The 22,323-nt window shown below is 61.2% G+C and carries 20 protein-coding genes; 5 read left to right on the top strand and 15 right to left on the bottom strand.

The features are described 5' to 3' along the window. Window positions 1–2 precede the first annotated feature (2 nt). Window positions 3–632, top strand: a complete 630-nt coding sequence (locus tag LCW13_RS11055) for a TRAP transporter small permease (protein WP_176677371.1) — start codon at window positions 3–5, stop codon at window positions 630–632. Then, window positions 629–1,912, top strand: coding sequence for a TRAP transporter large permease (locus tag LCW13_RS11050; RefSeq protein WP_176677370.1), 1,284 nt, complete (start codon window positions 629–631; stop codon window positions 1,910–1,912). The genes LCW13_RS11055 and LCW13_RS11050 overlap by 4 nt, the downstream gene beginning before the upstream one ends. A 161-nt stretch (window positions 1,913–2,073) precedes the next feature. On the opposite strand, the gene LCW13_RS11045 is transcribed toward LCW13_RS11050, so the two are convergent. Next, entirely contained in the window at window positions 2,074–3,042 is a 969-nt protein-coding gene (locus LCW13_RS11045) for a DMT family transporter (protein ID WP_176677369.1), read from the bottom strand. Between the two features lie 177 nt (window positions 3,043–3,219). Between LCW13_RS11045 and LCW13_RS11040 the strand changes: the two genes are divergently transcribed. After that, window positions 3,220–4,140, top strand: coding sequence for a LysR substrate-binding domain-containing protein (locus LCW13_RS11040; protein ID WP_176677368.1), 921 nt, complete (start codon window positions 3,220–3,222; stop codon window positions 4,138–4,140). A gap of 338 nt (window positions 4,141–4,478) precedes the next feature. After that, complete coding sequence (locus LCW13_RS11035; RefSeq protein WP_225346892.1) at window positions 4,479–5,813, top strand: O-antigen ligase family protein; 1,335 nt, start codon at window positions 4,479–4,481, stop codon at window positions 5,811–5,813. 387 nt (window positions 5,814–6,200) lie between these two features. On the opposite strand, the gene LCW13_RS11030 is transcribed toward LCW13_RS11035, so the two are convergent. The 12 genes from LCW13_RS11030 to LCW13_RS10975 form a co-directional block, all read right to left on the bottom strand. Beyond that, the gene (locus tag LCW13_RS11030; RefSeq protein ID WP_176678395.1) at window positions 6,201–7,793 is read right to left on the bottom strand and encodes an aldehyde dehydrogenase (NADP(+)); all 1,593 of its coding nucleotides are present in this window, start codon (window positions 7,791–7,793) and stop codon (window positions 6,201–6,203) included. A gap of 42 nt (window positions 7,794–7,835) precedes the next feature. Further along, on the bottom strand, window positions 7,836–8,906 hold the full coding sequence (locus LCW13_RS11025) for an amidohydrolase family protein (RefSeq protein WP_176677367.1): 1,071 nt from the start codon (window positions 8,904–8,906) through the stop codon (window positions 7,836–7,838). 43 nt (window positions 8,907–8,949) lie between these two features. Beyond that, window positions 8,950–9,885 (bottom strand): YncE family protein, encoded by a 936-nt coding sequence (locus LCW13_RS11020; protein WP_176677366.1) that lies wholly within the window; start codon window positions 9,883–9,885, stop codon window positions 8,950–8,952. Between the two features lie 101 nt (window positions 9,886–9,986). Continuing rightward, window positions 9,987–11,045, bottom strand: coding sequence for a TRAP transporter substrate-binding protein (locus LCW13_RS11015; RefSeq protein WP_176677365.1), 1,059 nt, complete (start codon window positions 11,043–11,045; stop codon window positions 9,987–9,989). A gap of 130 nt (window positions 11,046–11,175) precedes the next feature. After that, on the bottom strand, window positions 11,176–12,456 hold the full coding sequence (locus LCW13_RS11010; protein WP_176677364.1) for a TRAP transporter large permease subunit: 1,281 nt from the start codon (window positions 12,454–12,456) through the stop codon (window positions 11,176–11,178). Then, a complete protein-coding gene (locus LCW13_RS11005) occupies window positions 12,453–13,157 on the bottom strand; it encodes a TRAP transporter small permease (protein ID WP_225346891.1) in 705 nt (234 codons plus the stop codon). The genes LCW13_RS11010 and LCW13_RS11005 overlap by 4 nt, the downstream gene beginning before the upstream one ends. 145 nt (window positions 13,158–13,302) lie before the next feature. Continuing rightward, window positions 13,303–14,316 (bottom strand): TRAP transporter substrate-binding protein, encoded by a 1,014-nt coding sequence (locus LCW13_RS11000; RefSeq protein WP_176677362.1) that lies wholly within the window; start codon window positions 14,314–14,316, stop codon window positions 13,303–13,305. 77 nt (window positions 14,317–14,393) lie between these two features. Then, window positions 14,394–15,419: an amidohydrolase family protein gene (locus tag LCW13_RS10995; protein ID WP_176677361.1), complete on the bottom strand. Its 1,026-nt coding sequence runs from the start codon at window positions 15,417–15,419 to the stop codon at window positions 14,394–14,396. Between the two features lie 38 nt (window positions 15,420–15,457). Beyond that, the gene (locus tag LCW13_RS10990; protein ID WP_176677360.1) at window positions 15,458–16,456 is read right to left on the bottom strand and encodes a TRAP transporter substrate-binding protein; all 999 of its coding nucleotides are present in this window, start codon (window positions 16,454–16,456) and stop codon (window positions 15,458–15,460) included. Between the two features lie 167 nt (window positions 16,457–16,623). Then, a complete protein-coding gene (gene araD1, locus LCW13_RS10985) occupies window positions 16,624–17,637 on the bottom strand; it encodes an AraD1 family protein (protein WP_176677359.1) in 1,014 nt (337 codons plus the stop codon). Between the two features lie 10 nt (window positions 17,638–17,647). Next, entirely contained in the window at window positions 17,648–18,820 is a 1,173-nt protein-coding gene (locus LCW13_RS10980; protein WP_024952543.1) for an L-rhamnonate dehydratase, read from the bottom strand. 60 nt (window positions 18,821–18,880) lie between these two features. Then, window positions 18,881–19,909, bottom strand: coding sequence for a 4-hydroxythreonine-4-phosphate dehydrogenase PdxA (locus LCW13_RS10975; RefSeq protein ID WP_176677358.1), 1,029 nt, complete (start codon window positions 19,907–19,909; stop codon window positions 18,881–18,883). Window positions 19,910–20,133: 224 nt separating this feature from the next. On the opposite strand from LCW13_RS10975, the gene LCW13_RS10970 reads away from it, so the two are divergent. Beyond that, entirely contained in the window at window positions 20,134–20,862 is a 729-nt protein-coding gene (locus tag LCW13_RS10970; RefSeq protein WP_153636113.1) for a FadR/GntR family transcriptional regulator, read from the top strand. Window positions 20,863–20,974: 112 nt separating this feature from the next. Here LCW13_RS10970 and LCW13_RS10965 read toward each other — a convergent pair whose 3' ends face one another. Next, window positions 20,975–21,598, bottom strand: coding sequence for a helix-turn-helix domain-containing protein (locus tag LCW13_RS10965; protein ID WP_176677357.1), 624 nt, complete (start codon window positions 21,596–21,598; stop codon window positions 20,975–20,977). A gap of 212 nt (window positions 21,599–21,810) precedes the next feature. After that, window positions 21,811–22,176, bottom strand: coding sequence for a nuclear transport factor 2 family protein (locus LCW13_RS10960; protein WP_225346890.1), 366 nt, complete (start codon window positions 22,174–22,176; stop codon window positions 21,811–21,813). Between the last annotated feature and the right edge of the window lie 147 nt (window positions 22,177–22,323).

Raw genomic sequence — 22,323 nt, 5'->3', positions numbered from 1 at the left:
TCATGAGCTCGCATTCCCATGCGGCCAAGGCAACCTTCCCCACCGAGAGTGGGGAAGGACTGACGGCCACGGCTGGTGTGACCCTGCTGGACAGAGTCAACAAGGTGGTGGAACGCTGCCTGGAAGTGTTCACCGTCGGGTTGCTGCTCTCGCTGACGGTGATCGTGTTGGCGGCGGTGGCCTTGCGTACCTTCGGGGGCTCCTTGCCCTGGTATGACGAGGTCGCCTCGATCAATCTGGCCTGGCTCAGCTTCTATGGCGCTGGCCTGGCGGCTCTGAAGCGATCCCATATGGGCTTCCCTGGTCTGATCACCAAGGCGCCCATCGCACTGCGCAGTGCACTGTTCATTACCTCTGAGCTAATCGTGATCGGGTTCTTCGCCGTGGTGGGCTGGTTCGGCTATCAGGTGCTTGACGTGCTGGCCTGGGACTCCCTCATCGCCTTGCCGGCCATCGGTCTGGACGTCACCCAGTCGGTGATTCCGATCAGTGCGGCGCTCTTCATACTGTGTGAACTGCTGAGTCTGCCTCATGCCTGGCGCAAGATGTGTGCAGGCGTCAACAGTGAAGAGGAAGAGATCGCGGAAGCCATCCGTCTGGCCGAGCAAGACCTCAAGGAGCACCGTTCATGACGTTACTGATCATTATCGCGGCGCTGTTCGCACTGGTGTTGATCAACGTGCCCATTGCGGTCGCCATCGGCACCGTCGGGGTCGTCGGAGTGGTGATCTTCATGGGCGTGGACGCGCTGGTGAACGTGCCACTGACGCTCTTCAATGGCGCCACCAAGTTCCCGCTGATCGCAATTCCGCTGTTCATTCTGGCCGGCGCGCTGATGAATACCTCGGGCATCTCCATGCGACTGATCAACCTCGTCACGGCCATGGTCGGATTCGTGCGCGGTGGCCTGGCGATGGTCAATGTCGGGGTATCGCTGTTCTTCGCCGAGATTTCCGGCTCCGCGGTGGCCGATGTGGCCGCGACGGGTTCGGTGCTGATTCCCGAGATGAAGAAGCGCAAGTACACGCCGCAGTTCTCGGCGGCGATCACGTCGTCTTCGGCGTCGCTTGCCATCATCATTCCGCCGTCGCTGTCGATGATTCTCTACGGGGCCATCGCGGACACGTCCATCGTCAAGCTGTTCGTCGCCGGCATCATTCCGGGGATTCTGGGTGGTCTGGGGCTGGCGATGCTCTGCTACTACTACGCCCGCAAGTACAACATGCCGCGTGAGGCTGCCTTCTCGCTGTCGACACTCGGCAAGGCGTTTCGCGAGGCCTTCTGGGCCCTGACGCTGCCGGTCATCATTCTGGGCGGTATCTTCGGTGGCTTCGTGACCGCCACCGAAGGCGCGGGCATCGCCGTGCTGGCGGCGCTGGTGATCGGGGGGCTGGTCTATCGTGAGCTGAACCTGCAGGTGCTGTACCGCGCGGTGATCGATGGCGTGATCCAGACCTCCGTCGTGATGCTGCTGGTCGCCACATCTGCGGTGCTGGGGCTGTTCCTGACCGAGATGCAGTTGCCGCAACAGCTGGCCCAGGAGATCACCGCGATCACCACGGACCCGGTGGCGGTGCTGGCGTTGCTCAACATCCTGCTGCTCCTGCTCGGCATGTTCCTGCATGGTGCCGCTGCCATCATTCTGGTGGTACCGATCGTGATGCCATTGATCCAGCAGATCGGCATCGACCCCATCCACTTCGGTCTGATCCTGACCCTCAATCTGGCCATCGGTCAGCAGACGCCGCCCGTGGCCTCGGTACTGGCCACCTCATGCTCCATCGCCAAGACGGACATGTGGGAAACCACCAAGGTCAATCTTCCGATGATCTTCGTGCTCTTCCTGGTGCTGATGCTGGTCACCTACGTGCCGGCGATTCCCATGAGTCTTGTCGAGCACTTCTATGGTTGATAGCTATGTCTGAGAGATAAGGTTGAGAGGGCAGTGGTGGAGACTGCCCGCCAGACACGCCAAGGCCGCCCTTTGAGGCGGCCTTGGCGTGTCTGAAATAGGCGAGTGAAATGTGCGGGGAATGACCATCGGCCAGGCCAGGCCTCATCAGGTGGGGTATTTCACTGCTCTGATCCCGTAACAGGTACGCCACCCACAGCCTTTCGAGGGCCGGACACACGCTGCTCGGCGCGCAGCGTCCACATTACACCGCCGAGAATCAACAGCATGCCCAGCATTTCGTTGCTCTGCGGCCATTGCCAGGCAAGCAGATATCCGTAGAGCAACGCACAGCAGGTCTCGAAGACGATCATCTGTCCGCCTACCGACACCGGCAGGCGCTGGGCCGACGAATTCCACAGGGCATTGGCGATCCAGGAGCCCCCGACCGACATGAACAGGGCTGCGGCAGCGAAGGCCAGCCAGCGCTCAGACGAGAGCTCCAGCGGCAATATTCGCGGCTGCAAGACGGCGACCAGCACAAGAATCATCACTGCCACGACCCCGGTCGCGATGCCTTGCAGGGTGGACCACTCTCGCGCGGAAAAACGACCGGCCTTGAGTTGCTGGGCATTGCGCAACGCGAACCATGCCCAGGACATCACGCCGAGCGAGCCACACAGCACGCCGATCAGGTCTCGCCACTCTCCCGCGCCTTGAAGGAAGCGAAGCAGAACAGGCACGTTCATGCAGATGATTCCCACCCCGATCAGCGTCAGGGACAGGCTCACGGACAGGCGGCTCGCCTGAATATGGCGTCTCCCGATCAACATCACCGCCACCGGCACCAGCCCGTTGATCAATGCCGCGATGGCCACGCCGGCATATTGGACGGCCGCCGTCAGCAAGATGAAATATGCCACATTGCCTGTCAGCGCCAACTCCAGCAGCAAGCGGGTATCGCGCGTAGTGAGGCGAGCAGACAGGCGGCGAGCATGGGGTAACGCTATCGCCGCGGCAAACAGTCCGTAGAGTCCAAAACGCGCGCAGCTGATGACCACTGGATGGATGTCACCAAGCAGTGATGGCAACACGATGACGCCTCCCCAGAGGGCGCCTGCCATGCCAGCATGGACTATTGCTTTCTTCATGATGAGTCGCCCTTGTCTTGATCAAGGGGCCACTCTAATGCGTTACTTTGTGATCAAGCAGCGACTTTGCCGCATCCAGCCATTCCGTCAAGGAATGTGCGGCGAGAGAGCTGCCTAGAGCCATCCGCGCGAGCGCAATGACGAACACAGACACAATTCCAAATACAGGGAGCCACCATGGCAGGACGTTTCCGCCATCTTCCCTCACTGGAGGGACTTGCAGCCTTCGAGTCCGTGAGTCGCTTGGGAAGCTTCACCCGTGCCGCCGATGAGCTGTGCCTGACCCAGAGCGCCATCAGCAAGCAGATTCGCGCGCTGGAAGCGTCACTTGGCACGCCGCTGTTCGTGCGCAAGGCGCGTGGTGTCACGCTTTCCAAGGCGGGAATGCTCTACCAAAAGGACATTTTCCCGGCGCTGCAAGGGCTCGAGATGGCCGGACAGCGCCTGCGCGCACTGCAGCACCCTGACACCGTCAGCGTGCTGGCAACGCATGCCGTCTCCCAGTACTGGCTGTTCCCTTGCCTTTTGAGCTTCAGCGCCGAGCACCCCGAGATTACCGTGCACATCCATGCCAGCAACGAGATGGATGCCAGCATGGTGCCGGACCATGATCTCGCGATCCTCTATGGCGACGGCGAATGGCCAGCGCTGAGTGCTACGCCGCTGATTCACGAAGATATCTATCCGGTGGCGCGCCCGGATGTGATCAAGGAGCAGGGACTTTCGCTGGAAGAGCTGGCCCAGCGCCCGCTGATTCAGCTGGACTCCTCGTGGAACTGCATGGACTGGTCTCACTGGTTCGCCCATTTCGGTATTCGCTACCGCCCGCCCAAGTCAGACATCACCTTCAATCAGCTGACGCTGACCTTCGCCGCCATCCAGCGAGGTGCCGGCATCGGACTGGCGTGGGACTTCATGGCGGCGGACGCCATCGCCAAGGGCGAGCTGATTCGTGTCACGGATCATCGCGCGATCACCGGCCTCGCGGAGCATCTCGTGTTTGATCTCGATCGACCGCTCTTGGCCTCCGCGCGACTGTTCCGGGATTGGCTGATCGCCAAGGCTGGGGAGGGCGGTGTGACAGGGCAGAATGTCTGAGCAGAAGGGCTGAACGTGATGGGTTCAGAGGGTCCCGGGACCTCACCGGGCTTTCAAGTAAGCCGAGCGCAGGGAGGGATATATGCCGAGAGTGACCACTGAAGCGCTGATCAAAGTGATATTCAGGTTTTACTAAAGTATATGTTTCAAGGGTAGAAGCATTGGTCCGAGGTTGATGTCTAGCCCATGCCTGGTAGTTCATTCCTCGAGATAGGCTTCCTGTAAGGAACACAAGATTTCGTCAACTCACTGCATCGGGAATCTGGAATATAGGCGATAAAACAATATTTTTGTTGTAATATATCGTTTTTCATCCTGTCTGGAGATGGCAAGCGAGCATGATGGTTACAAATAAGTGGGACGAAGGGGCAGGTTGGAAAAGTCCTGGATGGTTGCTGCTCATCGGAGTGGCGTCATTGATGGTGTATACGTTTTTCAATATTCCCGCTGGCGATATCGCCAAGCCAGCAGAAACCTTGTTGGCGTTTTCTGGTTTGATCGCATTTTGTATCTGGGGAAAAGGTTTCCGTCTTCCTGTACTGCTATTGCTTGGGGCAGTCGTAACGGTGCAGTTGATTTCATGGTGGGCGGGATTGTCACACCACCCGCAGTGGATGGATTCATCTCCTCGACTGGCGCTTCTCGCCAAGTTGTTCATATTCATCAGCGTAGCTTGGTGGCTACGCGGTAGTACGCGAAATACGCTACTTCTCTGGGGTGTAGCAGCAACTGGCTTTTTATTGACTACCTTTTTTCTGGCGCCACCGAATGATGAAAACTGGATAACAGGACTATCCGGTGAGAGAGCTGATTTTGGTATACGTAACGCGCAACATTCCGCAATGTTCTTTGGTACCTTGTTATTGGGACTAGTAGCATTTTCTAAACGTATCTGCCAGCAGGGGAGTCGCCAAGGGGTGCGCATTACCTTATGGGGGATGGCACTGATTATCGCGCTGGCAGGTATTGTCGTTGGTCAAACGCGGGCAGTTTGGATTGGTACTATAGTATCACTTGGCTTAGGGTTGTCGGTCTGGGGTGGCTTTGTCGTAATGCGTCGTGGTGTCCGCCAATTCTTGAAATACCTATCAATGTTTTTGGCTGCATTAGCCTTGTTGATGGTAGTGTTTGGACTAGGCTTGGGGGATTCTCTTGAAAAGCGTGTCAATAAAGAAAGTGATGTGATAACCCAAGTATTGAAGGGCGAGTTGACCCAAATCCCGTATACCAGCGTTGGTATCAGGGTCAATAGCTGGATCGCGGCAAGCGAATGGATCGCTGAGCGCCCGCTGACAGGCTGGGGAGCAAAAGGCAAAAGTCTTGTGATGCGCGAGACAGCCTGGATTCCTGAAAAAGTGGCGAAGAAATATGGCCATCTACATAATTTCTTCATGGAGACGTGGGTAGCCTATGGCCTATTGGGTGTGCTGGCCATAGCTGCATTAATGATATGGATCGGTCGTGCGACCTGGTTGGCTTGGCGCGCAGGAGTCATGCCAAGTGATATGGCTTTCTTTGGAATGATATTCTTCGTTTTCTGGATGATCATCAACCAGTTTGAATCCTATGAGTCTATGTGGACTGGGTTGTATATCCACAACATTGTTGTTGGCGGCCTGGTAACTCATTACTGGCGTTGGCGCCATGAGCAGCAGAAGCAGATTGAACACTAACCTGCTACGTTCCTGAAATATCAGAATATTGCAAATATTACGCACCGCTACAGCAATGAATACTCAAGCCCCATGCAGATTTCACTGCGTGGGGTTTTTTCTTTATGGAAGGCCTCTGGAGCGAAAGAGTATCACTACTCCAGATGCTATTGTCTCGCCGTAACGGGAAATACGATAGGCTCTGATAGAGTCTCAGGCTGGCATAGCTACGGCTGGTACGAGTTGGCTTGGAGCTCATGTAACGGATAGAAGACAGTCACCCTTATGCGTTGCCACTCGGAAAGAGCGGCTGGCTTATCACCTCCAGCCGCTCACATTCCATTTATCTATTCGATGGTCATTGGGTAGGAAAGCTGCTGCAAGTACTCCAAGTTCAGTCGATGTGCTTCATTGAGCTTCTCGCCCCTCCCGCACTCCATCCACCAGTCGGCTGATGCCGGAGGTCGCGTCGTGCTTGAGCTCCGGTGGCAGCAGGGCATCCGGCAGGTCCTGATAGCAGACCGGGCGCAGGAAGCGGTGAATCGCGGCGGTGCCGACTGAGGTGGTGCGACTGTCGGAGGTGGCGGGCCAGGGGCCACCGTGGACCATGGCGTCACAGACTTCGACCCCTGTCGGCCAGCCATTGACGAGGATGCGTCCAGCGCGACGTTCCAGCACCGGCAGCAGCTGACGTACGGCATCGTGATCGGCGTCATTCAGGTGCAGAGTTGCGGTCAGCTGGCCCTCCAGCGCGCTGCAGACCTGCTTGAGCTGAGCGAGATCATCGCATTCGATGATCAATGAGCTGGAGCCGAAGACTTCGGCCTGCATGGCCTCATTAGCCAGGAAGTCACTCGCCTGAGTGCTGAACAGCTGGGTCTGGCAGGGGCTAGCGATGGGAGAGTCGCTTTCGCCACTGGCCAGGCAGGTGATGCCGGGCTGTGAGGACAGGCTTGCCACGCCCTCGGCATAAGCCTTGTGGATGCCCGGCGTCAGCATGGTCTGCACCGGACTTGCCTTGATGGCGGGAATGGCGGCTTGCTTGAAGCGCTCCAGTGCTTCGCCCTTGACGGCCAGCACCAGCCCCGGGTTGGTGCAGAACTGACCGGCGCCCATGTTGAGCGAGCCGACGAATGCGCTGCCCAGCGCTTCGCCGCGGGCTTCCAGTGCGGCCGGCATCAGGATGACCGGGTTGATGCTGCTCATTTCGGCATAGACCGGAATCGGCTGTGGGCGCGCCTGAGCGAGAGCCAGCAGGGCGGTGCCGCCACTGCGCGATCCGGTAAAGCCGACCGCCTGGATCTCGGGATGCTTGACCAGCGCCTGGCCGACCTCATTGCCCGGGCCAAATAGTAGTGAGAAGACACCTTCCGGCATGTCGCAACGCTTGGCGGCGCGCGCCACGGCCTGGCCGACCAGTTCCGAGGTGCCCGGGTGAGCCGAGTGCCCCTTGACCACCACCGGGCAGCCTGCGGCCAGCGCGGAAGCGGTATCGCCACCGGCCACCGAGAAGGCCAACGGGAAGTTGCTGGCCCCGAAGACGGCCACTGGGCCCAGCGGGATCTGACGCTGGCGCAGGTCGGCACGCGGCAGGGGCGCACGCTCCGGCAGCGCAGGGTCGACGCGCACATCCTGCCACTCACCGCGGCGCAGTACCTTGGCAAACAGCTTGAGCTGTCCGCAGGTGCGGCCGCGTTCACCGTTCAGGCGTGCCTCGGGCAGGCCGGTCTCCTGCATGGCGCGCTGGGTCAGGGTATCGCCCAGTGCATTGATTTCCTCGGCGATGGTCTCGAGGAAGATGGCTCTCGCGTCGGTCGATGTAGCGCGATAGGCATCGAAGGCCTGACTGGCCAGCTGGCAGGCCTCTTCCACCGTGCTCGCGTTGGCACCCGGATAGGCAGGCTCCAGACGCTCACCCGTGGCCGGATTGATGGCGTGGATCGCCTCGCCCTGAGCGGCGAAGCTGCGTTGTCCGATAAGCTGATGACCGTTGAGTGACATCATGTCTTCTCCTTGATAAGTGAAGCCCTGAGGCAGGTTGAGTCAGGCCGTGGGTGTCTTGTGGGTTGCAGTAAAGGTCGTAGTAGAGGTCGTAATAGAGGTTGCGGTGGAGCTGGTTACAGCAGCAGCGTCCGTAGGCGATGCGATAGCGGTAATCGGTAGCCGATACCAGTGGATGGCGTTGTCGTGGAGCACCTTGTCGAGGGTGTTCTGGCGCAGATCGGCGCTCGTCGTTTGTTCAATGGCGCTAGTCACCAGCGCTAGCCAGTCGCCATAGCTGACCTTGAGGCCGGAGACCGGAAAGTTGCTGGCGAACAGGCAGCGCTGGACACCGAAGATATCCAGCACTTCACACAGCAGCTCTCGATTGGCGTCGGCATCCCAGGCATGCCAGGGCGTGCCCAATTCCGACAGCTTGACGGCGACATTCGGGTTATCGGCAAGCTCCCGCATGCCTGCGCGCCATTGGGCGAGTCCTTGCGGCGTGCGATCCCACGGCAGCCCGCTGTGGTTGAGGATGACGCGCAAGCCGGGGAAGTCCGCAAGCGTCGCGGCTGCCTCTTCAAGATGCCAGGCGGGCACGCGCAGGTCCCAGCTCAGGTCATGCTCCGTGAGCAGCGCCAGTCCCTCGCACCAGCGCGGGTCCTGCAGACTGCCGCTGGCGCCCACCACCGACTGGCGGGTCTGGGGCGTGGCGGCGGTGACTGGTTTGGCGCGCACGCCGCGAAACAGCGGCGATTCACGCTGAGCGTCCAGCTGAGTGGCGCACTCGTCAGTGCCGAAGGCGGCCCAGCCGACATGCGCGCTGGGTAGTGCATGAGTGGCCTGCTGTCGGGTGATCCAGCGCGTCTCTTCCAGTGCCTGCGAGCGTGCGGCCTCGGCTTCACAGTGCACACTGCCCACCAGCCGGAAGCCCTCAGGCACCAGGCGCTTCAAGTCCGTGGCCATAAAGGGCCGGCGGATCGTGGCGTAATCGCCGAGAAAGAAGTTCTCCACCGGCGACTCTTCCAGCCAGGGGTACGCCACCTGGCCATCCAGGGCCCAGAAGTGATGGTGCGCATCGATCAGCGGCTGACTGTGTGAAGGCTCGTGCCTGAGTGTGGTATCCGTCATGACTGGCTCGTATTCTGGTTGGAAGCATCAAGTGCCGATTGACTCAGTGGTCACGCACCAGCAGGCAGGACACGTCCGGCTCGGCGCGTGTCGCGAAGCTTCTGCGTACCTGGCCGCTCTCCAGATCCAGCACCGCGATGCGATCGCCCTTGAGCGAGACGAAGGCTTTCTCGCCATCGGGGTGGAAGCTCATCGCGATGGGAATCGCCTCAAGCTGGATGGTGCCCAGCGGCGCCAGCGCCTCATCGAACAATGACAGCGAGCTTTCCCCGTAATTGGTGGTGATCAGGCGCCCCTTGGGGTCACGGTAGATGCGGTTGGGATCTCGACCGGTGGTCGCCGAGGCGCGCACGGTCATCGATTCGGTATCCACCGCCACGATGCTGTCGTCATCGCGGTTACTGATGAACAGGGTGCGGCCATCGGCGGACAGACTGTTGCCCTCGGGCTTGCGGCCCGGAATCATCGCGATGGGCGTGAAGGTGGCATCGTGAGGTTTGAACTTGGTGATGGTATTGCTGAGCAGATTGATGCCGTAGGCCCAGTCGCCGGCCTTGGTGAGCGCGAACAGGTGCGTCTTGTAGCCACCAGAGGACACGGCCAGATCCGGCGTGGTCTGGGTCAGGGGCGTGTTGAACAGCAGCAGGGTGTTGTGGCCTTCGCTCATGGCGTAGAGGCGGTCCTGGTCATCGATGCCCAGACCGTGGATACGATAGTAAGGCCAGGTGCTGAGCGTATTGATCAGCGTGAAGGTCTCGAGATCGACCACGAATACCGAGCAGCCGCCCTGGTCGCCGATACAGTCGGCACCGAGGATGCCGTAGTGACCCACGAAGGCGTAGCGGCCGGTGGAATCCACCACGAACTCATGCGGGTAATCCGGCAGGCGCAGGTGGTGGAGTTCCTCGCCGCTGGTGGCGTCGAACAGGCTCAGGGTGTGTGCGCATTTCTGGTTGAGCAGCAGAACATCTCGGGACATGACATTTCTCCAATCAGCGAGGGTGCCGTCAGGGCCTGGTTATCAAGGACTTGTGCCCTCGCTGGGGTGACAGATAAGCAAGGCGATAGAACGGATGGGCGTTACTGCGTCACGGCGGCCGTGGTCTTCTGCGTGCCTTGCGGTTCGGCTTTGTCATCGACATCGACATCGACATCGGCGCTGGCCTGGCTGGCGCCCTGGATGGCATCGATCCAGTCGCGACCATTGGCGGCGATATAGCTGTCCCAGGTCGGCAGCACGACCTTCTGGAAGGCGGCGGTATCGACATCGGTCTCGATCTTCATGCCCTTGTCGGCCAGTTCAGCGAGAATCTTCTGCTCGTTCTTCGCGTTCAGTTCACGCTGATAATCGCCGGCCTCCCGCGCCGCGCTTACCAGTACCTGCTGATATTCTGGTGACAGGCTTTCGAACTTGTCGTCGTTCATCACCATCAGCAGTGAGGTGTAGGCCTGATTGGTCAATGACAGGTAGTCCTGGACCTCATAGAAGCCCGCCGACCAGACGATGCTGATCGGGTGGTCCTGCGCGTCGACCGTGCCGGTTTCCATCGCGGTGTAGAGCTCGCCCAGCGGCATCGGCACCGGATTCGCACCCAGCAACGAGAAGGCCTCGATCAGCGACTTGTTGGAGTTGGTGCGCATCACCAGGCCGTCGACATCGGCGGGCGTCTTGATCGGGTGTTTGGAGTTGGTCATCGCGCGGAAGCCGACCTCCCAGAAGGCCAGGCCCTTGAGGTTGTCTTCCTTGAGCAGAGCCAGGGCATCGTCGCCGACCTTGCCGTCTAGCACCTGATAGGCCGTCTTGCGGTCCGGGAAGATGTAGGGCAGATCGAAGGCGCCCAGCGCCGGCTGCAGACCTGCGAAGTTGGGGTTGCCGGACATCTCGATATCGATGGTGCCGCTGCGCACGCCGGCGATCATCTGCTGGTCGCCCCCGAGCACACCATTGCCGAAGATGTTGACGGTGATCTCGCCATCCGTACCTTCCTTGACCAGCTCGGCGAAGCGCTCCGCCGCCTGCTGCTGGGTATCGGTGGTCGGGGCGGCGTGGGCCAGCTTGAGCGTCATCTGGGCATGGGCAGCACTCAGAGGGGCGATCAACAGCAGGCTGGCGAGGGTCGTCTTGATCATGGGTGTCATTGAATGGCTCTCTTGTTGTCTTTGTGGGCGGCTGTCTTAGTGGGCGACTGTCTAAGCAAGTGGCGTGTCGTTGGCGTCTTGCCTTCTTTCAGTCTTCCTTTGTGGCTTCGTGGTTGTGGTTGCCACGGGGTCAGTCGGTCATCCAGTAAAGCGGCGCGGTGATGATCTGCGGGAAGGCAATGAACAGCAGCAGAATCACCACATAGGCGAGGGCGAAGGGCGCGACGCCACTGACCGCCTTCTCGAACTTGAGGTTGCCGACGCTGGTGATCACGTTGAGCACGTTGCCGACCGGCGGGGTGATCAGGCCGATGGCGCAGTTGAGGACGAACATGATCCCGAAGTAGACCGGGTCGATGCCGGCCAGCTTGACGATGGGCATCAGGATTGGCGTGAGCACCAGAATGGTCGGCGTCAGGTCCATCACCATGCCGACCACCAGCACGATACCCATGATGGCTAGCATCAGGATGCGCGGATCATCGGCGAGCGGCTGCAGCAGGCCGGCCACCATCAGCGGCAGCTGGGCGATGCTGATCAGCCAGGAGGCGACCATCGCCGCAGCGACCAGGAACATCACGATGGCGGTGCTGCGGGCAGCCTGGGCGAGCACGGCGTAGAGCTGGCTGAGGTCGAGTTCGCGGTAGACCACGGTGGCGACGAAGATGGCGTAGACCGCCGCGACCACACCGGCCTCCGTCGGGGTGAAGATGCCGCTCTTGATGCCGCCGATGATGATGACCGGCAGCATGATGGCCCAGAAGCTGTCCTTGAGTGCCTTGAGGCGTTCACGCCCGCTGGCCTTCTTCGTGACCACCAGATCTTCCTTGCGGGTCATGAACAGCCACATCACTACCAGGGTCACGCCCATGATCAGGCCCGGCACGATGCCGGCGAGGAACAGCTTGCCGATGGAGATGCCACCGGCGACCCCGATGATGATCAGCGGAATGGAGGGCGGAATGATCGGCGCGATGATCCCACCGGCGGCCATCAGGCCGGAGGAGCGGCCCAGCGGGTAGCCGGCCTTGCGCATCATCGGCAGCAGCATGCTGGCCAGCGCCGCGGTATCGGCGACGGCGGAACCGGACAGGCTGGCCATGACGATGGCGGCGAAGATGGCGACGAAGCCGAGCCCGCCCTTGCGGTGGCCCACCAGTGACATCGCCAGTGTGACGATGCGTTGGGAAAGCCCGCCGCGCGACATCACTTCGCCGGCGGTGAGGAAGAAGGGAATGGCCAGCAGGGTGTAGCTATCGGCGCCATTGACCAGGTTCTGGGCCAGGATCTGCGAGTTGAACAGATCCAAATGCAGCATCAATACGATGGCACTGACCAGCAGGGCGAAGGCGATGGGGAGGCTCAGGCCGATGGCGGCCAGCAGGGAGCCGAGGAAGAGCCCGATGGTCATGGCGTATCTCCTTGCGAATCAGAGGCGTGGCTCGGCGCGACGCGCGGCGTGACAGCATGCAGTACCAGCGGCGTCAGCAGACGCCAGAGCAGAATCAGCGACATCAGCACGCCTGCCATCAGGCCGGCGAGATAGAAGACGCCGACCGGAATGCCGCTGATGGGAGAGAGGTTGTTCCAGTTGAGCACCGTCTGGGCATAGCTGCCCTTGAGCAGCATCAGGCAGCAGCCGAGCATCGCCAGGGTCACCAGCCGATCAAGCCCTGCGCGCATGGCCGCAGGCAGCTTGTCGACGAAGGTATTGACGCTTAGGTGCTCCTGGCGGATCAGCGCCGTGACCGCACCCATGAAGGTGACCCACACGAACAGGAAGCGGGACAGTTCGACACTGATCGAGATGCCGCTGTTGAAGCCGTAGCGCAGCACCACATTGACGAACACCAGTACGATCATCGCCACCAGCGCCAGCACCATCAGCAGGGTCAGGGTCTTCTCGAGTCCCTTGAACAGCGCCGTGATGCCGACGGCAATGTTCGAGTGGGCGGCCGTGTCCTGCGGGGCTGTCTTTTCCTGCACAGTTGTCTTGTCCTGCGGAGCTGCCTTGTTCTGCTCGGCGCCAGCGGCCTTGCGGGACTCGGCGTGCGTGGCAGAGGGCGGTTTGATCGACATGGATAACGGCATCTCTTGGGTCAGTTTGTTCATGGTGTCATCCCCGAGGGAGGCATCTCGATGACGGTGCGGCAGCGCTGTCATTGCGCCCCTCTGGTTGCAGCGAAAAGGGCGCTGCCGCGTGTCGGTGGCTGGGACTGATGTCAGGGGCTGATGACACAGGCGCTGATGAAAGTGTTCAGCGCGCGTCGGCCAGGGCGGTCTGGAACTGCGTCACCACGTCTGCGTCAAGCGCCTGGGTGTGCTGCTCGATCACCGGTGCCAGGGCCTCACGCATGCGCTGGCGCTCACTGTCCGCGACCACGTTGACGGCCATCTTCTTCTCAAGGGCACTCAGCAATTCCTCGTTCAGGGCGCGGCTCTGTTCGCGCTGATAGAGCGTGGCTTCACGGGCGGCCTCGCGGACCAGCTGGCGCTGCGCCTCATCGAGTGACTGCATGAAGCCTGCCGAGGCGACCAGCACCAGGGCGTCATAGGCATGCGCGGTGCGCGAAAGATACTTCTGGACCTCGAAGAAGCGCTTGGCGTCGATCACGGTGTAGGGGTTTTCCTGGCCATCCACCGTGCGGGTCTCCATGGCGGTAAACAGCTCATTGACCGACATGGGCACGGCGTTGGCACCCAGCCCATTGAAGAGGTCGATATAGAGCGCATTCTGCATGGTGCGAATCTTGAGGCCTTCGATGTCCTCGAGCGTCTCGATGGGTCGGCGGCTGTTGGTCATGTGACGGAAGCCGTTTTCCCAGTACTCGAGTGCCACTAGCTGCTTGTCATCGAGGCTTGCGAGCAGGGCTCGGCCAGCCTCGCCATCCAGCACCGCGTCCGCATGTGTACTGTCATCGAACTGGAAGGGCAGGCTGACGATGTTGAAGTCAGGATTGAGACTGCTGAGGGTCGCGGTGGACGGTACGGTGAAATCCAGGGTCCCGGACTGCAGCATCGAGGTCATGTTGACGTCGTTGCCCAGAATGCCGTTGGAGAACACCTTGACGGTGATCTCGCCGTCGGATCTTTCCTCGATGAGTTGTGCGAACTTCTTGGCCCCCAGCGTCTGGGGGTGGGCATCCGGCAGACTGGTGCCCATGCGCGCGGTGATCTCGGCGTGGGCAGTGGTCGCGAAGGTCAGCATCAGTCCCAGCGCGGAGACTGTCTTGATCAGAGCTTTATGGGACAGGGCGTGGCGGGTAAGCATGGCGAATTCCTTGCAAGTTGTTGTTATAGAGGCTGTCGTTGTGGCAATCGCTGTCGTGGCGGTCGTCGTCATTCCGGTCAGGCGGTAGCGTTCAAGCGGTAGCGGCGCACGGCGTTGTCGCAGAACAGCTTGAGGCGGTGTTCGGGACTCAAGGAGCGGCTGAGGTCCTTGAATGCCTGCAGCAGCGTATCGAGTGAGGTCACCAGCCCATCGACCGGGAAGTTGCTGGCGAACATCACGCGGTGGACCCCGAAATGGCGCAGCACGATGGCAAAGACCTCACGGTTGTCTTCCAGCCGCCAGGGCTGACCCACGATGCCGAGCCCCGAGAACTTGATCATCACCTGGGGCCAGGCGGCGACCTTGGCGAGGGCCCGTGACCACTGACGCAGGGTGTCGGGATGACGATCACCGGGCACGCCGGCGTGATTGATCACCACCGGCATCTCGGGGTGGCGGCCCAGCAGTGGCAACAGTTCCTCGAGGTGCCACCAGGGCACCTGCAGCTCGAAGATCAGCCCGCGACGCGCGACTTCACTGACGCCGTACTGATAACGCGGGCAGCGCAGCGAGCCGGGCATGGTGTGGGTGGCAAGCCTCGGATCATGACGTTCCAGCGCGGCCGGCTTGTGTCGAATGCCCATGACCAGGCTGCCACGGGGGGAACGTGGCTCACACAGCGTTGCGAGTTGCTCGGCGATGTCGTCCTGATCCAGCCAGGCCTGGGCGATCATGGCATTCGGCCAGCCGGTCTCGCGGGCAGTCTCCTCGACCCAGCGCACTTCCTTGAGCGCATCGCCCCGCGCCCATTCCGCTTCCATGTAGACGCAGCCCATCACGCGATGCGCCTTTCCCGCTGCCATGAGGTGCTCGGCGGGCAGGTAGGGGCGACGAATCGCGGCATAGTCGCCGTAGCGGAAGGGAATCATCGGCTCATCGCACAGCCAGGGGTGGTAATTGCGCGTCGGGTCCCAGACATGCATGTGGGCATCGATGATCGGCAGATCTTCATCCTGCTGCGTGGCCAGATAGCGCTCGCGTTGCTCGCCCAGTTCGGCAAGAGACGCAGTCATCACCGGGGATTGGAGTGAGTCAGAGAGCATGGCGAGCTTCCTTCCAGTGGCAAGTCAGGCGAGCCTGATCAGTGGGCGAGAGCGGCGTCGATGCGTTCCAGCAGCTCGCTGCCGTGCTTGGCAGTGAACTCGGCGCGCACCGGCTCGGCGACCTTGGCCCTCATGCTGGCGGTATCGGGTTCGCGCACGACCTGCATGCCCTGTTCCTCGAGGAAGGCCAGATCGCCCTGTTCATTGTCATGATTGAGCTGGCGCTGATAGCGGGCCGCTTCGCGGGCTTCTTCCTTGATCAGCGTCTGAAGTTCGGGGGCGAGGCTGTCGAACGTCTGCTTGTTCATGATCAAGGGCGCGGCGGTATAGGCGTGCGCGGTCAGTGACAGATGGTCCTGCACCGAATACAGGTTGGCGGAGCGAATCAGGCTGACCGGATTCTCCTGGCCATCCACGGTGCGGGTTTCCAGCGCGGTATAAAGCTCCGCGAAGGGCATCGGAGTCGGGTTGGCACCGAGGGCCTGGAAGGCGGCGATATGCGCCGGGTTCGGGGTGGTGCGCAGCGTCAGGCCGCTGATGTCCTCGGCGGTCTCTACCGCGCGGCGCGAGTTGGTCAGGTTGCGGAAGCCGATTTCCCAGAAGGCGAGGCCTTCGATCTGTTGAGGCTGCATGGCAGTCAGCAGGTTCTGACCGACCTCGCCGTCCAGTACCTGATAGGCCTGCTCGCGGGTATCGAACAGGAAGGGCAGGTCCAGCACGTTGAGTTCGCTGACCAGACCACTGAAGTAGGGATTGCCGGAGAGCTCCAGGTCGATGGTGCCGCTGCGGACACCGGAAATCATCGCCTGGTCATTGCCCAGCTGGCCGTTGGGGAAGATCTTGACCGTCAATTCTCCCGCGCTGCGCTCGGCGAGACGTTCGGCGAAGCGCTCGGCGGCCAGATGCTGCGAATCGGTGACCGGGTGGGCATGCGCGAAGGTCAGCGAGGTAGCGGCAGTGGCGGTGCCTGTCATCGCCAGGCTGAGTAGGGCGGCGGACAGGAGGGTGGCGGTGGTGTGGTGGCGTGAGGTTGTCATGGCGAAACCCTTTTCTCGTTATTGTCGTGATGCTTAGGCGGCGTGTTGACGCTGGTGCTGCTGTTGGTGCTATTGGTACTGCTGGTGCTGCCGGGATCAGGGCCGTGTGATGGCGGGGTTCTCAAGACCCTGATCCTTGCTCTACTTCTTGTGCTGATCGGCAGTGTTTACAGCACCGCCATGGCGGATGGCTGTTCCGCTTGGTTGTCGTGGGACTCGAACGCGACCGGGTTGCGCAGTGCGCGCCCGAAGGCCGGCAGTTCGATCTCGAAGCGGTCTCCTTCCTGCACCTTGATCTGATCGGCGAAACTCAGCGTGGCAGTGCCGAAGAAGTGCACATGCAGGTCACCGGGCGCGCGGAACTGGGCGTACTTGAAATGGTGGTGTTCCAGGTTGGCCAGGCTGTGGGCCATGTTGGCCTCACCGGTCAGGAAGGGTTTCTCCCACAGGGTCTGGCCTTCGCGGGTGATGCGGCTGGTGCCTTCCAGGTGCTGGGGCAGTTCGCCGATCAGCAGCTCAGGTCCATAGCTGCAGGCGCGCAGTTTGGAGTGGGCCAGCCACAGATAATTGGCGCGCTCGGTGATGTGGTCGGAGAATTCGTTGCCCACGGCGTAGCCGATGCGGTGCGGCTGGCCATTGGCATCGTTGAGGTACAGGCCGACCAGTTCGGGCTCCTCGCCGGCATCCTCGGCGAAGGCCGGCACGCTGATCGCGGTTTCCGGCGCGACCACGATGCTGCCGTCACCCTTGTAGAACCATTCCGGCTGCGCGCCGACCTGACCCGCGGCGGGCTTTCCGCCCTCGAGGCCCATGCGGAACATGCGCATCGAGTCGGTGACGTTGGCGTCATTCTCGCTCTGTGCCTGGGCGGCGGCATGCATGGCATCGCGGGTGTCAGCGCTGCCCAGGTGGGTCAGGCCGGTGCCGGTGACGGTGCAGCGCGCGCGATCGGGGTGGGTGACCGGCGGCAGCAGTTCGCGGCGATCGATCGCCTGCTTGTAGTCGACCAGGGTGTGCGAGTAGTGCTGTTCGATCAGCGCGCTGAGCCCGATGCCCAGCTCGATGGCGCGGGAGGCCAGCTCATAGGTGCCACCGGGGAAGTCGAGCAGGCGCAGCTGGTCGCGGCTTTCGACCACGGCGACCCGCGGGCCATTGGCGGTGCGAAGTTGGACGAGTCTCATGATGGCTTCCTCACTCGATGATGTTGAACTGATCGAAGTAGTCGCTGTTCAGCTCGAGGCCCAGCCCCGGGGTCTCTTCGTCGAGGTCGATGAAGCCGTTCACCGGCTCCGGGTCACCCTTGAAGATGTAGTAGAAGAGCTCGTTGCCGATCTCGACATCATGCACCGGGAAGTACTCGCTCATCGGGGAGGCCAGTGAGGCCATGGTCAGGTGGTAGTTGTGCATCTGGCCGGCGTGCGGGATGACCGGCACGCTGAAGGACTCGGCGAGGGCGTTGATCTTGCGCGCGGCGGTGATACCACCGACCCGGTTGGTGTCGTACTGGATGACGGAGACGGCGCGCTTTTCCAGCAGCTGGCGGAAGCCGTAATGGGTGAATTCGTGCTCGCCGCCGGAGATGGGAATGCTGGTCAGCTGATTGAGTTCGGCGTAGCCATCGATGTCATCGGCGATCACCGGCTCTTCCAGCCAGCGCGGCTGGAAGCGTTCCAGCTTCGGCAACATGCGCTTGGCGTAGTCCAGGTTCCAGCCCATGTAGCACTCGAGCATCAGGTCGACATCCTCGCCGATGACTTCGCGCACGGCGGCCACGCTATCCAGGTTGGCACGCACGCCCTCGACCCCATCACGCGGACCGTAGCCGAAGCGCATCTTCATGGCGGTGAAGCCTTGGTCCAGATAGGACTGGGCCTCTTCCTGCATGCCCTTGAGGTCGGTGCGGTAGAGCTTGGAGGCGTAGCAGGGGATCTTCTCCTTGGTGCGCCCGCCCAGCAGCTTGAAGACCGGCTTGCCGACCGCCTTGCCCATGATGTCCCAGATGGCGATATCGACGCCGGAGATGGCGGCCATGCCGATGCCCTTGCGGCCCCAGGCGTGGGTGGAGCGGTACATGCGCTGCCACAGGTATTCGTAGTCGAAGGGGTCCTGACCGATGATCAGCGGCGTGAGGTATTGATCGATGATCGCCTTGGCGATGCGCGGCGCCAGCGCCACGTTGCCCAGCCCGACCAGGCCGTTGTCGGTCTCGATCTCCACCACTGTCCAGCCGTGGAAGCGGAAGGTGCCCATCGAGTCGCCCTTGTCCCACAGCTCGTCCATGGCGTTGGAGCAGAAGTGGGCGGTCGGAGGGACGGTGTGGCCTTTCCATTCGAAGACGCGGGTTCTGACGTTGGTGATCTTCATCGAATTATCCTTGTTGTGGATGGCGTTGATTCAGGTTCATGAGCGAGAGGCGCAAGGGCATCAGGCAAAAGCGGTCTCGAGACGCAGTGCACGCAGGTTGGTGCCCATGCGCTTGGCGATCGCGAAGGCATTGCGGGTCGGGTTGACGTCCGCCTTGCCAAGGCCTGCGATATCGAAGGCGGTGCCGTGGGCCGGCGTGGTGATGGGGATGGGCAGGCCGCCCTGGACGGTGACGCCGGATTTGAAGCCCAGCAGCTTGATCGCGATCTGCCCCTGGTCGTGGTACATGGTCACGATGGCGTCGTACTCGCCATCTCGCGCCTTGATAAATATGGTGTCGGCCGGGAAGGGGCCTTCGACCGGGTAGCCCTGTTCATTGCAGCGCGCGACGGCCGGCGCGATGACGTCGATTTCCTCGCGGCCACAGGTGCCACCTTCGCCGCCGTGGGGATTGAAGGCGGCGACGGCGATGCGCGGACGCTCAAAGCCGGCCAGTTTCAGCGAGTCATGAATCAGCTGGCTGGCGGCGATGATGCGCTCCTGGGTGACGTACTCGGCGGCGTCCTTGAGCGGAATGTGCGATGAGATGCGCGAGGTCCACAGCGTCCCCAGGGTGTTGAACTCGCAGAAATAGCCTTCGACTCCGAGCTTCTCGGCGAAGAAGTGCAGCTCGTCCTCATGGCCGAGGCCACCTTTCTTCATCGACAGCTTGTTGAGCGGCGCGAAGCAGATGGCGTCGACTTCCTCGTTCTGGGCTGCTTCCAGGCAGCGAGACAGCACCGCGAGGGTCGAGGCGCCACAGGCGGCGCTTTCCTCGGCCAGCGTCACGTCCTGCTGGGCCACGCTTTCCACCAGCATCAATGACAGGCCTTCATGCTCGCGGGCCTCGGCGAAGCTTGCGACGCGCGGCAGCTGGGTGAAGAGACCGGCCTGGCGTTGGCCCTGCTCCCACAGCCACTGATCGCCGACCAGCACGCTGTGGGTCTCGGCGAATTGCTCGGGTTCGGCGACCAGGCGCGCGATCAGCTCCGGGCCGATACCGGCGGGGTCACCAAGGGTAAGGGCAATGACAGGGCGTGTTGCTGACATGTGAATTCCAGCCTTGTGAGAGTTGGCGTTGTTGTTGGTTTCTTCAATCAATTCGCACTTTATGGTCTGCTGGTTGGTTTACCGGACCAGTTGAGATAAAAATTAGCCGAGCCCACGCTGATCGGTCAAGGTTTTCTCGAAAATTGCGACCATGGTCGGTTTGTGGATGCGTGATATGCGGTTGTCGGTTATGCTGGTATGAAATATATACCAGTGGAGGCTGCATGAAGCAGACGCCTTTCGCCTTCGAGAAAGCGCTGAAGAATCAGACCAAGAAGGAAATTCTCGCCGACAAGCTCATCGAGATGATCCTGACGGGGCTGCTGCGCGATGGAGATGAGCTGCCCAGCGAGCGTGAGCTGGCACAGTTGTTTGAAGTGAGTCGTGAGACCGTGCGCGGGGGGCTGGCGCTGTTGACGGGCTATGGCCTCTTGAATGTCTCGCACGGCAGCAAGTCACGCGTCTGTGCCAGTGAGGCCGTGATCGACAGCTTCCGCAATCATCCCGCACGTCAACAGGGTGATGAGCTCAACAACCTGGATATCGAGAGCGTCTTCGAGAGCCGGATCGTGGTGGAATCGGCCATCGCCCGCCGCGCTGCGCGGCACATCGATGAAGCAGGGCTCAAGAAGCTGGACGCCTTGCTGGAAGCCCAGTCACAGCACTTCGACTCGCCGGTGAACTTCCAGCTCTCGGATCAGAACTTCCATCACGTCATCGCCGAATACTCGCGCAACGAGATCCTGATCCGCTATGCCGATGAGCTTTATACCTACGCGCTCAACATTCGCCGCCAGGTCATGGCCGAACACGGCTCGATCAAGCGCAGCTATGAAGAGCATGTGCGTATTGTCGAGGCGCTACGTGCCGGTGACCCGGATGCTGCTGAACGCGCCATGCTCTCGCATATCGATAGCGTCTATTACACCACGCGCGACAAGATGCCCCATTGAGAGAGGAGATGAACCAAGAGGGCCATGAAACAGAAGGGACATGCATCAGCGGGGTGTATATAAGTGAAGGAAAATAAAATGGCGCGAACAAGCAGCCCCTGAGCGCGCTGCCTCAGTACTCCACGCCCGTCATCACCCAGACGATGCGGGTCTCGGTCTCGCCGGGATTGCGAATCCAGTGGGGTTCTTCCCCGGTGAGCGAGAAGCTGTCGCCCGGGTTGAGCAGGAAGATCTGTTCGCCGAGGGTCAGCTCCAGCTGGCCACTTTCCACATAGCCCGCTTCCTCACCGCGCCGCTCACGCGGTGTCTCGCCGCCGCTGCCACCGGGCTGCAGGCGGGTCATGATCAGGATGAGCTGACCGCTCAGGCGAGGGGAGAGCAATTCTTCCCGTGCACCGATGGTGCCAAGGTTCATGGCGCGGCGCTGATCCGCGCGCACGATAGTTTCCTGCTCGGCCGCCGAGTCACTGCCGCCCGGCTGGAAGAACCAGCTGACGCGCACGTCTAGGGCGTCACTCAGCGTCTGCAACACTCCGATGGGCAGCGAGGAGACGCCACGCTCCACCTGGCTCAGGTAGCCGACGGATTTGCCGACTTGGCCTGCCAGTTGGTTCAAGGTCAGCTGGCGGGACTTGCGCAGGTCGCGCAGCTGCCTGCCGATACGGCGGTCTTCCTGTTCTGCATTGCTTAGTGTGCTGTCGGTTGATGCCTGTGAGGAGTCTGTGTCCGTGGTCATCCGGTTTCCTCTTGGCAATGGGAACTGGCGGTCAATGAGTGGCGTTTCATGTGGATGAAAAGCATACAGCGGTTTTCATCAGCAAGATTATCAGCATGCGGCGTCAAGAGATAAGCCTGTGTCGTTATCAAATCGTCGTGTCGAGATAGATGTTGATACGCAAAAGGCCAGTCATGATGACTGGCCTTTTGCGTATGCGCTGCGCGTTACCCTCAGGCAGCTGGAGTAAAGGCCGGTCGCTGCTTGCGGAAGGCCTGTTTGCGGGTGATCTTGCCCTTCTCGATGGTGAAGAGATCCACGCTGTCGGCTTCGACACGCTGGCCATCGGGCTGGGTCGCCATGAAGGTGCATTCGGAGACGACGCGCTGATCGGCGAAGAAGAACTCGCCCTTGGCCCACTGCACATCGGGCATTGTCGTCCAGGTATTCACGAAGGCGTCGCGCACGGCGGCTTTACCGACGATACGCGTGCCGTGCGCCTCATCGCCGGACACGGTGTCGAAGACCACATCGTCGGCGAAGTACTCCATGACCTCATCGATGGCGTGGCGATTGAAGGCGTCGAACATTGCGGTCATCTGTTCACGATTTATGGTGCGTCTCTCTGGTGCTTGCATGCCGCAAGAGGCATGTCAGTGGGAGGTGTCGCGACGGCATTGGAGTGCGCCGCGGCGTATTGAGAAGTGATAGAGGCGATCAGTGGCGGAACTCGCGCGGGGCGTTAC

The sequence above is a fragment of the Cobetia amphilecti genome (genome assembly GCF_020217465.1).
Lineage (GTDB): Bacteria > Pseudomonadota > Gammaproteobacteria > Pseudomonadales > Halomonadaceae > Cobetia > Cobetia amphilecti.
This window is presented reverse-complemented; position numbering and strand designations above follow the sequence as displayed.

Bases quoted from the DNA above. Each gene is read 5' to 3' on its own strand.
- LCW13_RS11055 (WP_176677371.1), top strand. From the start codon at position 3: ATGAGCTCGCATTCCCATGCGGCCAAGGCAACCTTCCCCACCGAGAGT.
- LCW13_RS11050 (WP_176677370.1), top strand. From the start codon at position 629: ATGACGTTACTGATCATTATCGCGGCGCTGTTCGCACTGGTGTTGATC.
- LCW13_RS11045 (WP_176677369.1), bottom strand. From the start codon at position 3,042: ATGAAGAAAGCAATAGTCCATGCTGGCATGGCAGGCGCCCTCTGGGGA.
- LCW13_RS11040 (WP_176677368.1), top strand. From the start codon at position 3,220: ATGGCAGGACGTTTCCGCCATCTTCCCTCACTGGAGGGACTTGCAGCC.
- LCW13_RS11035 (WP_225346892.1), top strand. From the start codon at position 4,479: ATGATGGTTACAAATAAGTGGGACGAAGGGGCAGGTTGGAAAAGTCCT.
- LCW13_RS11030 (WP_176678395.1), bottom strand. From the start codon at position 7,793: ATGTCACTCAACGGTCATCAGCTTATCGGACAACGCAGCTTCGCCGCT.
- LCW13_RS11025 (WP_176677367.1), bottom strand. From the start codon at position 8,906: ATGACGGATACCACACTCAGGCACGAGCCTTCACACAGTCAGCCGCTG.
- LCW13_RS11020 (WP_176677366.1), bottom strand. From the start codon at position 9,885: ATGTCCCGAGATGTTCTGCTGCTCAACCAGAAATGCGCACACACCCTG.
- LCW13_RS11015 (WP_176677365.1), bottom strand. From the start codon at position 11,045: ATGACACCCATGATCAAGACGACCCTCGCCAGCCTGCTGTTGATCGCC.
- LCW13_RS11010 (WP_176677364.1), bottom strand. From the start codon at position 12,456: ATGACCATCGGGCTCTTCCTCGGCTCCCTGCTGGCCGCCATCGGCCTG.
- LCW13_RS11005 (WP_225346891.1), bottom strand. From the start codon at position 13,157: ATGAACAAACTGACCCAAGAGATGCCGTTATCCATGTCGATCAAACCG.
- LCW13_RS11000 (WP_176677362.1), bottom strand. From the start codon at position 14,316: ATGCTTACCCGCCACGCCCTGTCCCATAAAGCTCTGATCAAGACAGTC.
- LCW13_RS10995 (WP_176677361.1), bottom strand. From the start codon at position 15,419: ATGCTCTCTGACTCACTCCAATCCCCGGTGATGACTGCGTCTCTTGCC.
- LCW13_RS10990 (WP_176677360.1), bottom strand. From the start codon at position 16,456: ATGACAACCTCACGCCACCACACCACCGCCACCCTCCTGTCCGCCGCC.
- araD1 (WP_176677359.1), bottom strand. From the start codon at position 17,637: ATGAGACTCGTCCAACTTCGCACCGCCAATGGCCCGCGGGTCGCCGTG.
- LCW13_RS10980 (WP_024952543.1), bottom strand. From the start codon at position 18,820: ATGAAGATCACCAACGTCAGAACCCGCGTCTTCGAATGGAAAGGCCAC.
- LCW13_RS10975 (WP_176677358.1), bottom strand. From the start codon at position 19,909: ATGTCAGCAACACGCCCTGTCATTGCCCTTACCCTTGGTGACCCCGCC.
- LCW13_RS10970 (WP_153636113.1), top strand. From the start codon at position 20,134: ATGAAGCAGACGCCTTTCGCCTTCGAGAAAGCGCTGAAGAATCAGACC.
- LCW13_RS10965 (WP_176677357.1), bottom strand. From the start codon at position 21,598: ATGACCACGGACACAGACTCCTCACAGGCATCAACCGACAGCACACTA.
- LCW13_RS10960 (WP_225346890.1), bottom strand. From the start codon at position 22,176: ATGACCGCAATGTTCGACGCCTTCAATCGCCACGCCATCGATGAGGTC.